Origin of the sequence: Hyphomicrobium sp. D-2 (assembly GCF_029872155.1) — a bacterium.
Classification (GTDB): Bacteria; Pseudomonadota; Alphaproteobacteria; order Rhizobiales; family Hyphomicrobiaceae; genus Hyphomicrobium_A.
This window is the reverse complement of record NZ_JARXLA010000003.1, coordinates 16,630-31,695: the sequence shown is the minus strand read 5'-3', so window position 1 is coordinate 31,695 and position 15,066 is coordinate 16,630. Positions and strand designations below refer to the sequence as shown.

11 protein-coding genes are annotated in these 15,066 nt (G+C 59.0%); 6 read left to right on the top strand and 5 right to left on the bottom strand.

The window, feature by feature from the left end; translation table 11 throughout:
* Positions 1–2: 2 nt before the first annotated feature.
* A complete protein-coding gene (locus QEZ49_RS06100; protein ID WP_173952435.1) occupies positions 3–899 on the bottom strand; it encodes a branched-chain amino acid ABC transporter permease in 897 nt (298 codons plus the stop codon).
* Complete coding sequence (locus tag QEZ49_RS06095; RefSeq protein WP_280385988.1) at positions 899–1,687, bottom strand: ABC transporter ATP-binding protein; 789 nt, start codon at positions 1,685–1,687, stop codon at positions 899–901. The genes QEZ49_RS06100 and QEZ49_RS06095 overlap by 1 nt, the downstream gene beginning before the upstream one ends.
* Before the next feature lie 667 nt (positions 1,688–2,354).
* Between QEZ49_RS06095 and QEZ49_RS06090 the strand changes: the two genes are divergently transcribed.
* Positions 2,355–2,879 carry a hypothetical protein gene (locus tag QEZ49_RS06090; RefSeq protein ID WP_280385152.1) on the top strand — a complete coding sequence of 175 codons (525 nt, stop codon included), beginning with the start codon at positions 2,355–2,357 and terminating at the stop codon, positions 2,877–2,879.
* A 102-nt stretch (positions 2,880–2,981) separates the two neighbouring features.
* Here the strand turns inward: QEZ49_RS06090 and QEZ49_RS06085 are convergent, their stop codons facing one another.
* The gene (locus tag QEZ49_RS06085; RefSeq protein WP_280385150.1) at positions 2,982–3,410 is read right to left on the bottom strand and encodes a DUF305 domain-containing protein; all 429 of its coding nucleotides are present in this window, start codon (positions 3,408–3,410) and stop codon (positions 2,982–2,984) included.
* Between the two features lie 15 nt (positions 3,411–3,425).
* Positions 3,426–3,620 carry a heavy metal-associated domain-containing protein gene (locus QEZ49_RS06080; protein WP_280385148.1) on the bottom strand — a complete coding sequence of 65 codons (195 nt, stop codon included), beginning with the start codon at positions 3,618–3,620 and terminating at the stop codon, positions 3,426–3,428.
* 182 nt (positions 3,621–3,802) lie between these two features.
* Between QEZ49_RS06080 and QEZ49_RS06075 the strand changes: the two genes are divergently transcribed.
* Together QEZ49_RS06075 and cueR are read left to right on the top strand one after the other, a co-directional pair.
* Positions 3,803–6,289 carry a heavy metal translocating P-type ATPase gene (locus tag QEZ49_RS06075; RefSeq protein WP_280385986.1) on the top strand — a complete coding sequence of 829 codons (2,487 nt, stop codon included), beginning with the start codon at positions 3,803–3,805 and terminating at the stop codon, positions 6,287–6,289.
* Positions 6,286–6,813 carry a Cu(I)-responsive transcriptional regulator gene (gene cueR, locus QEZ49_RS06070; RefSeq protein WP_280385146.1) on the top strand — a complete coding sequence of 176 codons (528 nt, stop codon included), beginning with the start codon at positions 6,286–6,288 and terminating at the stop codon, positions 6,811–6,813. Before QEZ49_RS06075 ends, cueR begins: the two co-directional genes overlap by 4 nt.
* 68 nt (positions 6,814–6,881) lie before the next feature.
* Here cueR and QEZ49_RS06065 read toward each other — a convergent pair whose 3' ends face one another.
* Positions 6,882–7,958, bottom strand: coding sequence for a patatin-like phospholipase family protein (locus QEZ49_RS06065; protein ID WP_280385144.1), 1,077 nt, complete (start codon positions 7,956–7,958; stop codon positions 6,882–6,884).
* Positions 7,959–8,385: 427 nt separating this feature from the next.
* Between QEZ49_RS06065 and QEZ49_RS06060 the strand changes: the two genes are divergently transcribed.
* From QEZ49_RS06060 to QEZ49_RS06050, 3 genes are all read left to right on the top strand, one after another.
* Positions 8,386–11,886 carry an autotransporter outer membrane beta-barrel domain-containing protein gene (locus QEZ49_RS06060; protein WP_280385142.1) on the top strand — a complete coding sequence of 1,167 codons (3,501 nt, stop codon included), beginning with the start codon at positions 8,386–8,388 and terminating at the stop codon, positions 11,884–11,886.
* 223 nt (positions 11,887–12,109) lie between these two features.
* A complete protein-coding gene (locus QEZ49_RS06055) occupies positions 12,110–14,449 on the top strand; it encodes a hypothetical protein (protein ID WP_280385140.1) in 2,340 nt (779 codons plus the stop codon).
* Entirely contained in the window at positions 14,406–15,008 is a 603-nt protein-coding gene (locus QEZ49_RS06050; RefSeq protein ID WP_280385138.1) for an autotransporter outer membrane beta-barrel domain-containing protein, read from the top strand. Before QEZ49_RS06055 ends, QEZ49_RS06050 begins: the two co-directional genes overlap by 44 nt.
* The last annotated feature ends 58 nt before the right edge of the window (positions 15,009–15,066 follow it).

Sequence of the window (15,066 nt, the reverse complement as noted above, 5' to 3'; positions counted from 1 at the left end):
TGTCAGGTCCTTTCCACAAGGCGCTGGCCAAACAGACCGGACGGGCGAATGAGAAGGATGGCGAGCGCGAAGACGTAGGCGAACCACGACTCGATGCCGCCGCCGAAGAACGGCCCCAGGTAGACTTCCGCGAGCTTCTCGCTGGCGCCGATAAGCAGACCGCCAACAATCGCGCCGAGAATTGAGTCAAAGCCGCCCAGCACGAGCACGGGCAGCGCCTTCAGCACGACCAGCGAGAGCGAGAACTGAACACCCAGACGCGCGCCCCACAGCAGCCCGGCAACAAGAGCCACGAAACCGGCAGCGATCCACACCGCCGCCCAGATCACCGGCAGTTTCAGGCCAATAGCGAGGGCTGCGAATTGATCATCCGCGACCGCCCGGAACGCCAGACCGATCCGCGTATATCGAAACACGATTGTCAGCAGCAGAACGATGCTGGCTGCTACTGCTGCTGCGAACAGATCGAACGTGCTGATAAAGACACCGCCGACGACATACGGCACATCGTCGATGCCAAGGTCGAGCCCGTGCACCTGCGTGCCCCACAGCAACTGAGCGCCGCCCTCAAGAACGTAGGCAAGGCCAAGCGTGGCGACGAAAAGCGTGATCGGCGGCTTGTTGACCAGTGGCCGCAGAACCGTGCGTTCTATCAGGATGCCGATAACCGCCATGATCGCCAGCGTCACCGCGAACGTAATCCAGAACGGAACGCCGCGTTCCAGCAGGCTCACAAACGTCAGCGCAGCAAACAGAAGCAGTGCACCCTGCGCAAAGTTTAAAACGCCGGAAGTTTTGTAGATCAGCACGAAGCCAATCGCGACCAGTGAGTACATGATGCCGGACAGCAATCCGCCTACCAGCACTTCTATGAAAAAGGGGAAGTCGAAACTTTCCATCAGGCGTTGCTTTCCTCGATAATGTCGTCGTCATGGGCGACACCGAGATAGGCGTCGATAACCCGTTGATCCGCGCGCACCGCATCCGGAGTTCCGTCTGCAATCTTGCGGCCGTAATCCAGCACCGCGATGCGATCCGACAGCCCCATCACCACGCCGATGTCATGTTCGATAAGCACGATGCTCGCGTTGAAGCGGTCGCGGGCTGCCAATACGAAGCCCGCCATTTCCTGCTTCTCACCGGCAGTCATTCCCGCCATGGGTTCGTCCAGCAGCAAGAGCCGCGGCTCTGAAACCAGCGCCCGGGCCAGCTCAACGCGCTTCTGCACGCCATAGGGCAGCGTACCGACAAGCCGATCGCGCACTGAAGTCAGGTGCAGCGCGTCGATCACCGCTTCAGAGCGCGCCCGCGTGTCAGCCTCTTCACGGCGTGCACGGCCAATGCCGATCACCTGCTCAATGAAGGTCGATGAAACAGTTGCCGCGCGGCCCGTCTCAACGTTCTCCAGAACGGTCAGTCCTTTGAACAGGGCGAGGTTCTGATAGGTCCGCGCGATACCAAGTCGCGCAACGCGGCTGCCAGGAACGTCAGCAAAAACCGTATCGCCGATTGCAATCGTGCCGCGGTCCGGCCGGTAGACGCCGCTGATCACATTGATGAGCGAACTTTTGCCAGCGCCATTCGGGCCAATGATTGCGCGAATTTCGCCTTCGGCGACGTCCAGATCGATGTCCGATATCGCGGTGACGCCACCAAATGAAAGCGTGACCCCGCGCAAGGTCAGGATCTGTCTGGCGCGCGCCGCGCTTTTCGCTCCGCCCCATTCAGCGACATTCGTCGACACAAGTCCCACACATCCCCCTTTCAACATTCAGAAGCTTCGACCGCAGACAAAGCTCCGCCGCTCGCTGCGCACGGCAGCGATGGCATGCATCAACTTCCAATCTTCAGTTTTTGGTTATGGCGGCCGGTCAATCACACGTCTGATGACAGACGAACTTCCTGACCGTGACGATTATTCTCGCGCGCGCCGAAATGTAGACATCGTTCCATCGTCAGACTTCTCGCAAGCGCCAAGGGGTAGGGCTGATCGGCCAGCAAGCGACGCTCAGCGTTCCTCACCACCGCCGTCAAATATGAGGCGCTGCGGTCTGGGGTCAAATATCAATTCCTGATTATCTATGCACTTTACGTGCACTTGCCCCATGGTCAGGGAGCAGCTGACATCATCACATTCCCCCAGCGCGATTGCGGTTTGGATGGTGGCCGATACCGGCAAGTCAGCATGCGTCCGACGGTTGCGTTCTATTGCGGACTATCTGCAAACCGCTGCCCAACAATAGCGGCATTTTTCACTCATTCAGTCAGACTTCGAAAAGCAAGCTCCGGCAAAGCTTCCGCAAGATAGCCGACGCTCCGATAAGATCCAGATGAGGAAAACAGGAGAGCTTTGGATGTCCCATTCGCGTGCAACCGAACGCAGTATTTTGACCGATGACCAGCTTGAAATGGTCGACAAGTCTCATCATCCGGAGATTTACGACATCGATGCCAAGGCTCTGCGTGACCTGCAGAAGCAGATACGATCCGAGAAGGGTAAGGTGCGGACCCTGGTGCGCCAGCGTCAGCGGGAGTTGCGTGGCAAAGCCGAGGCACGCGGTGGATCGTTTCCCGGCAACACCGAGCATCCGCTGAAACGCAAACAGGCGCTGTCCGCCGCGCTAAAACGTGTTAACCGCGAGCTTGCGCGCCAACGTGCACTTGAAGCGCGCGCGTCCAATGTCGATGCGGCACGCCGCGCGCTGGCCGCCCGTCGGCAGGCCAGTTTTGTCAATCCTGCGTCTTCTGATCGGACAAGAAGCGACGGGATGCAGCCAATCCCGAACAGGCGTCGCCGCAACATCATTCCCGGAAGCCAGATTGGCTCTGTGTCAAAGGCCACTAAGGTAGCGCAGGCGAAAAAGGACAACCGCGGCTGAACTGAGCGGTTGCGCCTGATAACTGCCTGCAACCGCATCACTGCGACGCGTCAACCACGGCATGCTTTGTCTGCCGTGGTTGATCGCTTGCCTGCATTGAGATTAGCGCTTCTGAGCGCCGGTAGCCTCAGCGTTATCCGCCAGCCACTTCTTCATCAGTGCAATCTCGGCTTCCTGCGCCGAAATTACTGCCTCAGCCAGTTTGCGGACTTCCGGATCCTTGCCATGCTCCAACACCACGCGGGCCATGTCGATCGCCCCCTGGTGATGGGGAATCATGCCGCGCATGAAGTCGGTATCCGCGTCGCCGGTGAACTCAATCGCCATGTCGGTATGCATCCGGTCGTTGGCAGCCTGATAGGCTCGGATCACGACATTGTCGGACGCTGCGCCTGTGCCATGCGCCGCATGGTGGCCATGGCCTGCATGGTCATGCTCCGTCGCGGAGTGTCCATCGCCCGCTTGAGCATAAGCAAGGCCCCCTGCGGCGATGAAGGCAGCGGCAACAAAGGCCAGAGAGAGTTTCTTCATGGATATCTCTTTCGTTCAGATAACGCGTGCTTCATAGCCGTCAGCCGCGAGGGCACTGGTGACAGCCTGTTCTGTCGCGGAGGTTTCAACCGTTGCGCGCCGCGCGGATACGTCGATCAGCACCTTGGCCTCGGCATCGACAGCCTTGATGGCCTGGGTGACGTGTCTGGCGCAGGAGCCGCAGGTCATGTTGTCGATCTGGATCTGCATTTCAAATGCTCCAATCATTTTAGTTGATCGAAAATCTTGTGGGGCTTCCCACCGTTGGAAGGTCAAGGCCGATTTTGAGAAATAATTTCTTGACCTTCCCATCGTTGGAACCTTTAGGAGTCCCCATAATGAGAGCATGAATTCCGTGGAGGTACCGCGTGAACGCCAGTCAAACGCGACCGATGGTCAAAGAGGGCAGCATCAGCCTGCCAATTGAGGGCATGACTTGCGCCTCCTGCGTCGCACGCATCGAGAAGGCCTTGAGCAAGGTCGAGGGCGTCAGCTCTGTCAGCGTCAATCTCGCGACGGAACGAGCCGACCTGCGCACCAGCGGTGCGGTCAATCGCAATGAACTCGTGCAGGCTGTGCAGGCCGCCGGCTATGACGTGCCAGCGAATAGCGTCGAGCTTGCCATCGAAGGCATGACCTGCGCCTCCTGCGTGGGGCGTGTCGAGAAGGCTCTCAAGGCCGTGCCCGGCGTTACCGATGCTACGGTCAACCTTGCAACCGAGCGCGCCAGCGTGCGCGGCACCGCTGATATCGCGACGCTGATCGATGCAGTAGCATCGGCCGGATATACTGCACGTCAGCTCAGTGCAAATAGCGGCCGCGAGGACGACGAGGCTGCTGAGCGGAAAGAAGCCGAGCGCGTCGAGCTGAAACGCGATCTTATTATCGCCGCTCTCCTGACGCTGCCAGTGTTCGTGCTTGAGATGGGATCGCACATGATCCCGGGCGTGCATCATCTTATTGCCGACACCATCGGCATGCAGGCCAGCTGGTATTTGCAGTTCGTGCTGACGACGCTGGTGCTGGCGATCCCCGGCCGACGTTTTTACGAGAAGGGCGTTCCAGCTCTTATCCGCCGCGCGCCTGACATGAACTCACTGGTCGCGGTCGGTACGCTGGCGGCATACTCTTACTCCGTGGTGGCAACGTTCGCGCCGCGCCTGCTGCCGGCTGGCACCGTCAACGTCTACTATGAGGCGGCAGCAGTCATTGTTACGCTGATCCTGCTCGGCCGTTATCTGGAAGCCCGCGCCAAGGGCCGCACCTCCGAAGCCATCAAGCGACTGGTCAAACTGCAGGCGAAGACCGCACGCGTGCAGCGTGGCAATTCGCTCGTCGAGATTCCCATCGACGACGTCGTCACCGGCGACATCATCGAGGTCCGGCCAGGCGAACGCATCCCTGTCGACGGTGAGGTCACCGACGGTGAGAGCTACGTCGATGAATCCATGATCTCCGGCGAGCCTATTCCGGTTGCAAAAGCATCGGGCGCAACGCTTGTCGGCGGCACCGTCAATCAGCAGGGTGCGCTTGCCTTCAAGGCAACCGCCGTTGGCGGCGCGACCATGCTGGCGCAGATCATCCGCATGGTGGAACAGGCGCAAGGCTCCAAGCTGCCAATCCAGGCACTCGTCGATAAAGTGACGATGTGGTTCGTGCCCGCCGTCATGCTTGCCGCCGCGCTCACGTTCGTTGTCTGGTTCTTCTTCGGGCCCGCGCCAGCGCTGACGTTCGCACTCGTCAATGCTGTGGCTGTGCTGATTGTCGCCTGCCCATGCGCGATGGGCCTGGCCACACCCACCTCAATCATGGTCGGAACCGGCCGCGCCGCCGAACTCGGCGTGCTGTTCCGCAAGGGCGAAGCGCTGCAGCTCCTGAAGGATGCCAAGGTCGTCGCCTTCGACAAGACCGGAACGCTCACCGAAGGCCGACCGGCCTTGACGGATCTCTTCATCATGCCGGACTTCGACCGTCCGCATGTGCTGGGTACTGTCGCCGCCGTCGAAGCCAAGTCGGAGCACCCGATCGCTCGCGCCATCGTAACTGCCGCTGAAAGCGAAGGTATTGCACTTCCCGCTGCGCGCTCATTTGAGGCCATTACCGGCGTTGGTGTTCATGCTGAAGTGGACGGCGCAAGCGTCGACATTGGCGCCGACCGTTACATGCGCGATATCGGTGTAGACGTAACCGCCCATACCGCCATTGCCAGCAAGCTCGGCAGCGAAGGAAAATCGCCGCTTTATGCGGCCATCGGCGGCAAGCTTGCGGCCATCATCGCCGTCGCTGATCCGATCAAGAAAACATCACCAGCCGCCATCGCCGATCTTCACAAGCAGGGTTTGAATGTCGCGATGATCACCGGCGACAACCGCGCGACAGCCGAAGCCATCGCTCGCCAGCTTGGCATTGACGAAGTCGTCGCCGAAGTTCTCCCGGATGGCAAAGTCGAAGCGGTGCGCAAGCTCAGGACCTCTTACGGAAGCCTCGCCTTCGTTGGCGATGGCATCAACGACGCGCCCGCACTGGCTGCGGCCGATGTCGGACTGGCTGTCGGCAACGGTACCGATATCGCGATCGAAGCTGCCGACGTCGTGCTGATGTCCGGCAACCTCACCGGCGTCCCTACGGCGATTGCAATTTCGCGCGCCACGCTGCGCAACATCCGGCAGAACCTGTTCTGGGCCTTCGCGTACAATACCGCTCTAATCCCGGTTGCCGCTGGCGTGCTTTATCCCGGTTGGGGGATCTTGATGTCGCCAGTGTTGGCCGCTGGCGCCATGGCGCTGTCCAGCGTGTTCGTACTCGGCAACGCCCTGCGTCTGCGCGCGTTCAAGTTCAACGATGGCATGCTGCCTTCGGGCAAAGGCGGTGCATCTTGAACATCGGCGAAGCTGCAAAAGCGTCCGGCGTTTCCGCCAAGATGATCCGTTACTATGAGGAAACCGGGCTGATCCCCAAGGCAACCCGAACGGAATCAGGCTATCGGGACTATACGCCTTCGGACGTGCACATGCTGCGCTTCATTCGTCGTGCGCGCGACCTCGGCTTTGCTGTGACGGAAATCAATGAGCTGCTTGGCCTGTGGCGAGACACCTCGCGTCGTAGCGCCGACGTCAAGAAGATTGCCAAAGCGCACATCTCTGAACTGCGCCAGCGGATCGACGAGCTTGAAGAAATGGCCGGCACGCTGCAGGTGCTGATCGACGGCTGTTCTGGCGATGACCGTCCCGATTGCCCGATCCTCGCCAATCTTCAGTCGCCTGCGGATACAAAAGCGATGAGACACGGCGCGCCGGCAAAAGGAAAACTTGACCGGCACACCGCGCACGGCGCGCAGCAATCCGCTTGCTGCCATGCCCCATCAACGTCCAAGCCGCGGGCTAAACGCAAGCCTGCTAAATAACTGCGGCACAGTCTTCTGTGCGGCATCAAGGACTGCCACACTACCGCGCATCTGATGACGAACTGCGATTACACCCAAAACTCCTTGATGGCGGGTGCTTCCTTCTTCGCGCGATCGTATCCAGCCTGCAACCCGGCCGAAACTTCCTTCGGATCCATCAGATTGACGTTGGGCGGATCAGCCTTGATCCACATCGTCTTTGTTCCCACCGCTTCGATCTGCTGAATGTTCTGTGCAATCGGATGCGGTATTCCGGTCAGAAACGGCGGCTGCAGACCATCATTGAGCGTAATGATCAGCGCGCGCTTCACACCAGCGACGAGGTCAACGTGCGCTGCGTTTGAACACATTCCGCCGTCCATGCAGTAGCGCTGCCCCAGCAGCGTCGGGCCGATGATGCCAGGAAGCGAGCAGCTGGCCGCCGCGCCATGCGCCAACGGAATGCCGTTCTTGTCTGCGGATGCCTTCGACACAACCACACGCTCGCCGGTGTAGCAATCGACAGCAGTTGTATGCATCTTGCCAGAGGTCCAGGCACTTTTGCTGTCGCCGGTGAGAAATGCCGCCAGCCGCTCAACGCCCTCACCATTGACCTTATTGTCGGATGCCAGCGCTGCATGGCCGATGGCCTGACGCGTAGCGATAGAGCCGTCTTTGGCCGCCGCATTGATCTTTTGCGCGCGCTGCTGGCTGAGGTTCGGATCGCTTACCGGCGCCAAACGAGCAAACAGCCCAGGAAAGTGACCGAAAAATTCGAACTCTGTCCGCAGGCGAAAAAAATGCCCGCTGGCGAGCGACGACCCAGCATAGGATCCCGCCGATGTGCCGACAATCATGTCCGCAAGCTCGGGCGCGTCGATGCCCTCATCGAACAGGCCATGAAAGAAGCCGCAGTACCAAGCCAGATAATACGTTCCACCGCCGCCCAACACGAGCGCACGATCCAGACCTTTGGCCAGCGGCGAGATCGTCGGTTGATCGGGAATAGGAAAGGCCAGCCCGTCGCCCGCAAACAGGCTCTGATCCAGCTCTGCGGAAAGCTTCTGGAGTGATGAAGGCGCGTCTGTAGAGGCGGCCATGGCCGGAGAATAGGCAACGGTGGCGAGTGCCGGCCCCGCCAGGTTAAGAAAATGTCTACGATCCATGGCGCGCTTCCCATCACTGCTCTGGCGCCGACAGTTACCTCCCCGCAGTAAAAATGCCGTGTGCTGGATCGGACAAATTTTCCATCCGCCGTGTGCCAAACTCGCACAGCTTTAAGGGGGCGCCAGAACCATAAAGATGCACAGCAACGCCCCGGTCAGACATCAAATAATGCGCCAAAGACATACTTCAGTGGACTGTGCTTAATTTGCGACAACACCCATGGCATTTCTCCTATCGTCGCTAGCGATGATCGTCGGCATCGCGAATCACTGCTTTGCTCAGTCAGCGGATATTTTCACATCTCCAGCATCAGAAAGATGCGCAGTTTGATGGCCGCCCGTGCGTCGCGTCTGCCAATTCAAAATTGCCCGCTAGCAATTCAGCCTCCGCGCTTATTTCAGTGCGGGCCATGGAGATATGTTCCCCATGCAGCTCAGTATTACCTCTGCTATTGCATCAATCAGTGTTTTTGCGCTCGGCTTCCTAAGCGCTTCGGCTCCCGCTTTATCGCAAACGATCATCAACATTCCTGACGGGCAGAATCTCGCCCCTGTTTCCACCGGCAGCAACACGGTCTGGGAGTTCGATGGCGATGCGTTTCTGACCGGCAACAAAAACATTGGCAGCGGGCTGGTGATGAGCGGTGTGCCGCCGGACAGTGTGATCACGCTCAACAACGGTGCCGGCGTCTACGGAAAATTCACAGCCAGTCAGTTCACCGCTGACAATATTGTCATAGCAAACGGCAACGGCAATGGCAGTGAAGGCGGTGCAATGGGTGGGAGCAGTTTGTCGATCGACGGCACGCGCCTTATTTTCAGAGACAATTTCAGTACCGGCCGCGGCGGTGCGATTTTCATATCCGGCAATTTTACGTCATCAGTCGACCACTTTGAACTCAGGGACAACTACGGCCAAGATTTTGGCGGCGGCCTGCATACCATCAACGGCAACATCTCATTCACAAACACAAATGGCACCCTGATTGTAAGTGGCAACAGAACCGACACAAGCGGTGGCGGGCTTTGGTCCAACAACGGCAGTCGAATTATCATCGATAGCCGGATCGTCACTTTCGAAGATAACATCGGCGGAAGTGGCTACGGCTATGGTGGCGGCGTCAGGTCGGGCGGAAGCGTGAGTGCGTCTGGGGAAGGCTTCCAGGCGCTCAACCCCGAAGCCATTGTAACATTCACGAACAATCAGGCTTGGTTCGGCGGCGGCGGCGTAAACGTTGAGTACGGGATTGCCATTGCCGGCACTGCCGTGTTCACAAACAACCGCGCGCTGTACGAGAACGGCGGCGGCTTTCGCACCGGTTATGGAATATCAAGGCTTACAATCGGCAACAATGGCGGCACGACAACCTCCACAGTCAGCGACAACTATGCTGGCGTTAAAGGCGGCGGCGCATATGTGGGCACCGTGTCAGTGGATGGTAGCCTGACGCTGACCGGCAACATTGCTGGCGGCAGCGGCTCGTTTGACGGCGGTGGCGGATTCTATCTGGACGAAGCGGCCAGTAGCGATATCGGCGGCGCCGGCGCGGTGCTTGTTCTCGATAACAATCTCGCTGGCTTCAACCAATCCGGCGCCGCAACCGCGTTCGGGTCTGGCGGCGCGATTTACAGCGACAGCGCTTTGTCGCTTGCTGGCAGCCAAATTTCCATATCGGGAAACAAGTCTACGAATTTCGGCGGCGGACTGTATCTCTCTGCAAGCGCAACCAGCACTATTGGCGGCGCGGCTACCACTTTGGTGATTGAGGGGAACACAGCCGGCTATAACGAGACAGGCGGCGTTTACAATGCGTTTGCAAGCGGCGGCGCCATTTACTCCTTGGCGCCGTTAATCCTGACAGGATCAAGCATATCGCTAGCCAACAACATGGCGACGTTGGACGGAGGTGCCATCCGCGCTGGCGGACCGCTCTCTATCCAAGGTCCGATGATAGCCCAGGGCAATAGTTCCGGCGGCAACGGCGGCGCGATATGGGGCGGCTCAGACGTCACGCTTTCGGTTCAGTCGGGTAGCACTGTATTTTCCGGCAACACGCACAATGGCGCTTCGACAGCGGCCGCTAACGCCATATATTTGGCAACGGGCGGGACAACGCTGAGCCTGGATGCTGCATCCGGCAGCAGCATAGAGTTCTTTGATCCGATTGCGAGCAACCTCGCGAACAGCGCGGTCGCGGTTGAAATCAATCAATCGGGCGGCTCGGGGCGTGTACTTTTTTCCGGTGAAGACCACGCAAGCTTGCAGAACCGAACCTCTGAAATCCTGGCTGACACCACGGTGCATGCCGGCACGTTCGAACTTCGCGATGGCGCGGTGTATGGCGTGAATGCGCCGGGCAGTTCATTCAATCTGACTGCAGGAGCGGAATTCGAAAGCGTCGTCAACGAAGCCAACAGCGGCAACAGCATTCGCGCCGACGATATAACACTCTCAGGCCGCACCAGCCTGCAGGGTAGTCATGTGCAAACCCTCACTTTCGACGGCAATGTCGTGCACGGAGGGCAGATTATCGCCGCCAATGGAAATCTGGTAGGCAGCGAAGTCGTCGTAAGAGGTAATTACACCGGACAGGGCGGCACACTGGGCATCAACACGCAGCTTGGCGGCGATGGATCGCCTTCCGATAGGCTTGTGATCGATGGAGGAACGGGCACCGGTACGTCCCAACTCGCGGTCAACAACGTCGGCGGACTTGGCGACCTTACCCAACTCAACGGAATTCTGGTCGTCGACGCGATCAACGGCGGCACAACGGTGCCGGGCTTGTTCGCGCTCGCCGGTCCGGTGGTCGCCGGTCCATATGAATACTCGCTCTATCGCGGCAGCGAAGATGCTTCCAATCCCAACGCCTGGTATCTGCGATCGGAGCTGAACTGCGCACTCGATCCAACTGCACCCGTCTGCGGCGATGGTATTCCCGACTGGCGGCAGGAAACGTCGCTCTATGCAGCTGTGCCAGCGATGACGCTGCTGTACGGTCGCCTAATGCTGGACACGCTGCATGAGCGGCGCGGCACGGCTGTCAGCCCATACGCGGAAGGCGCACCAAATGCTGCATGGGCGCGTGTCATCGGCCAGCATGGTGATCGCGACGGTGGCAAAGGAGGCATCTATGGCGCTGGCCCGAAGTACGATTATGACTTCTGGGCTTTCCAGGGCGGCATGGATCTCTATCGCGACGGTGATGTCAGCACATCGCGCAATCACGCCGGTGCATTCTTCGCCATCGGCCACGGCTCAGGCGATGTGCAGCATATCGGTGACGGCAAGGCGGGTGAGAACAGCTTCATGGCGTACTCATGGGGCGCATACTGGACGCACTACACACCCGACAACGCTTATGTTGACGCGCTGCTGTTAGGCTCGTGGTACGATATTGACGCTAAGTCCAACCGCATCCCGAAGATGAAGACTGATGGCGGTGCCTTCGGCGCTTCACTCGAAGGCGGCTATCCGGTTTACACGGGGCCTGGCGGCTTCAGCATCGAACCGCAGGCGCAGCTGGCCTACCAGACCATCAATCTAAACAACGGATCGGATGTCGCCGCCCAGGTGCACTTCGACAACGTCAATTCTCTGGTTGGCCGTGTCGGCGTTCGCTTCGCTCAGGACTTCGGCACACCCACGTGGCTGACGGGATCGCCATCCACCTTCACCGCGTGGGTACGACCTAACTTCTGGTACGAGTTCCTCGGCGATCCAAAGACGAAGTTCTCATCCGCCACCGGCTTCATCCCGTTCGCGGCCGACATGGGCGGCACGACATTCGAAATCAACACCGGCTTCAGCACCGACATCGGCGACGGCGCTGCCATCTACGCCAACGCGTCATATCTTGTCGGCATCGGCGAACACGCCGACGGCAACGCCTATGACGGCAAACTCGGCGTCAAGGTTGCCTGGTGATCGGCCAACCTACTCAGCAGCGCATCATCTGGTGCTTTGTTCACAACCAGTGCTTTGCATCTAGTTTCATTCCGTCAGCATTTATTCCGTACACAAACGACTACGCATCATTTTCATCATAGCAATTTACACAATCATTGGAGCTTGGCGCATGAATAATGCATTTACCCGGCGCCTCCGGAGCACGGCGACATTTACACTGTCTCTCTTGCTCGCATCGTCGATGGCAACAGTCATTCTTTCCTGGCGGCCACCACCAGCCCGTGCAGACGACCCATGGCCGGCACCAACCGACGTCGAGGGAGGCACCGGAGGAGAATCTGCAGGCTCAATTCCCTCGCCATATGCCTACGGCGGAGAATGGAACAACCCCGGCGCAGGACAATGGTTTGTGGGCAGCAACTGGCTAAGCGGCACGGTTCCCGTCGATTACACCAACATCCTCGTGGACATGGGCAGGGCAACCATCGGCGCCGGAGAGACAGCGCGCGTATCGTATATGGATATAGGTTTGGCTAATGCCGGTGAGGTGATCGTCGAAGCTGGCGGAACGCTTACAACCGGCTCCATCTACAGCTCTCTAATGCTCGGCGCCACGGCGGCCGGCAACGGCACCCTGACGATCAATGGCGGAACAGTTCATTTCGACGCCCAGTTTTCGATGGGCTTTGATGGCACCGCGTTGGTCACCATGAACGGCGGCAGTCTCTATGCCGGGTGGAACGCCCGTTTCGGCGTAAACCCCGGCTCCTTCGGACACTTCGTAATGAACGGTGGGTACTTCGAAAACCAAGCTGACAATAACTTTGTGACAGGTGTGGGCGGCCAAGGCTTGCTGGAGATGTATGCCGACGCACATGCCGTAACCGACTGGTGGTTTGTGGGTGGTGAATACTGGCGCAACACATTGCAGGGCGCCGGCGATGGTGTTGCGTCAATAAATGGAACAGCCATCATCGACTCTAAATTCGGCGCGGTGTTCGCCGCCGGTGGTGGTTCAAGCGGCTATGTAACATTCAACGATGCCTCGGTTCTCCATATACCGCAGGGTTCTTTATGGGTCGGCTACGAAGGCGACAGCTCGCTGACATTGAATGACTCCGCCAGCGTTACAACGGCCGGTCCCAGCGGCACCGGACTTTGGATCGGCGCGTTTGCAGGCTCAAACGGCGTCGTAACTCTCAACGACAATGCCAGCTTCATTACTCCAGCTGACATGCAGATTGGTGCACGCTCTACCGGTGCGTTCGTCATGAACGGCGGCTTTGCCTCGGCACGCCGTGTCGGGCTAGGCACGCAGGCGACAGGTGATGGAACCCTGCGCTTGAATGGAGGCGTACTGCAAGCCAATCAGGTTGCAGGCGGATCGGGCAGTTCAGCTGCTTACTTCGACGGTGGTACTCTGCGCGCGCTGACTGACCGCGCGGACTTCATTTCAAATCTCGATACGCTCCAGGTCGACGCTGGCGGCGCATTCATCGATTCAAACGGTTTTGATATCGGCGTCGTGAACAGCTTCTTCACAGGCTCAGGCCCCCTAAACAAAATCGGTCAGGGCAAGCTGACAATCAGCGAGAATAACCCCGGCTATACTGGCGCCGCCGCTGTTCAGGAAGGAACACTGCAGGTCGATGGTCTACTTGGCGGAACAATGGCTGTCTGGAATGGCGCCCGCCTGCAGGGCATCGGAACGGTTGGCTCGACCACACTGGAAGCTGGCGGCGTAGTCGCACCTGGCAACGCGCCATTTGGCGCACTGACGATTGCCGGCAACTTTATCGGCAAGGGCGGCACGGTGGAAGTTGAAACCGATCTCGGTGACGATGGATCGCCTTCCGATAGGCTGATCATCAGTGGTGGCACAGGATCGGGAAGCGCATATCTTTCCGTTATCAATGTGGGCGGGGAAGGCGACCTCACGCAGCTCAACGGCATTCTCGTCGTCGATGCCATCAACGGGGCCATCACAGCACCGGGTTTGTTTACGTTGGCTGGACCGGTCATCGCAGGCCCCTATGAGTACTCGCTTTATCGGGGCAGCGTCGATGGCTCTAACCCTAACGCCTGGTATTTGCGCTCCGAGATTAGTTGCGACTTCGCGCCTGAGCAGCCGCACTGCGGCGATGACATCCCTGACTACCGTCCTGAAACCTCGCTCTACGCCGCGGTGCCGGCGATGACGCTTCTTTACGGCCGGCTGATGCTCGACACGTTGCACGAACGGCGCGGTACGGCGGTCAGTTCATACGCTGAAGGCGCACCCAACGCCGCCTGGGCTCGCGTTGTCGGTCAGCATGGCGATCGCGATGGCTCGCCGATTGGTATCTACGGCACCGGACCAAAATACGATTACGACTTCTGGGCATTCCAGGGGGGCATGGACCTCTATCGTGATGGCGATGTCGGCTCCTCACGCAATCATGCCGGTGCGTTCTTCGCCATTGGTCACGGCTCCGGCGATGTGCAGCACATCGGTGACGGCAAGGCGGGTGAAAACAGCTTTATGGCGTATAGCTGGGGTGTTATACTGGACGCATTACACGCCCGAAAACGCCTACGTTGACGCGCTGCTGTTAGGTTCGTGGTACGATATTGATGCCAAGTCCAACCGCATCCCGAAAATGAAAACAGATGGCGGCGCATTCGGTGCGTCGCTTGAAGGTGGCTATCCGGTTTACGCCGGACCCGGCGGTTTCAGCATCGAACCACAGGCGCAGCTTGCATATCAGACCATCAATCTGCACAACAGCTCAGATGTCGCAGCGCAGGTGCGCTTCGATAACGTCAACTCGCTGGTGGGACGCGTTGGTGTGCGCTTCGCGCAGGACTTCGGCACGCCGACCTGGCTGACCGGAGCACCCTCCACCTTCACCGCGTGGGTGCGGCCTAACTTCTGGTATGAATTCCTCGGCGACCCAAAGACAAAGTTCTCGTCGGAAACCGGCTTCATTCCATTCGCGGCCGACATGGGCGGCACGACATTCGAGATCAACACCGGCTTCACGGCGGATGTGGGCGACGGCACAGCCATCTACGCCAACGCATCATATCTTGTCGGCATCAGCGAAAACGCCGACGGCAACGCCTACGACGGCAAACTCGGCGTCAAGGTTGCGTGGTGAAATTCACCATCCGATCCAATGTTAAGCGCGTTGCCAGTACGCCCTCAGACGCAGTACT

Excerpts from the sequence above, each read along its gene's own strand:
- QEZ49_RS06100 (WP_173952435.1), bottom strand. The coding sequence starts at position 899 with ATGGAAAGTTTCGACTTCCCCTTTTTCATAGAAGTGCTGGTAGGCGGA.
- QEZ49_RS06090 (WP_280385152.1), top strand. The coding sequence starts at position 2,355 with ATGTCCCATTCGCGTGCAACCGAACGCAGTATTTTGACCGATGACCAG.
- QEZ49_RS06085 (WP_280385150.1), bottom strand. The coding sequence starts at position 3,410 with ATGAAGAAACTCTCTCTGGCCTTTGTTGCCGCTGCCTTCATCGCCGCA.
- QEZ49_RS06080 (WP_280385148.1), bottom strand. The coding sequence starts at position 3,620 with ATGCAGATCCAGATCGACAACATGACCTGCGGCTCCTGCGCCAGACAC.
- QEZ49_RS06075 (WP_280385986.1), top strand. The coding sequence starts at position 3,803 with ATGGTCAAAGAGGGCAGCATCAGCCTGCCAATTGAGGGCATGACTTGC.
- QEZ49_RS06065 (WP_280385144.1), bottom strand. The coding sequence starts at position 7,958 with ATGGATCGTAGACATTTTCTTAACCTGGCGGGGCCGGCACTCGCCACC.
- QEZ49_RS06060 (WP_280385142.1), top strand. The coding sequence starts at position 8,386 with ATGCAGCTCAGTATTACCTCTGCTATTGCATCAATCAGTGTTTTTGCG.
- QEZ49_RS06055 (WP_280385140.1), top strand. The coding sequence starts at position 12,110 with ATGGCAACAGTCATTCTTTCCTGGCGGCCACCACCAGCCCGTGCAGAC.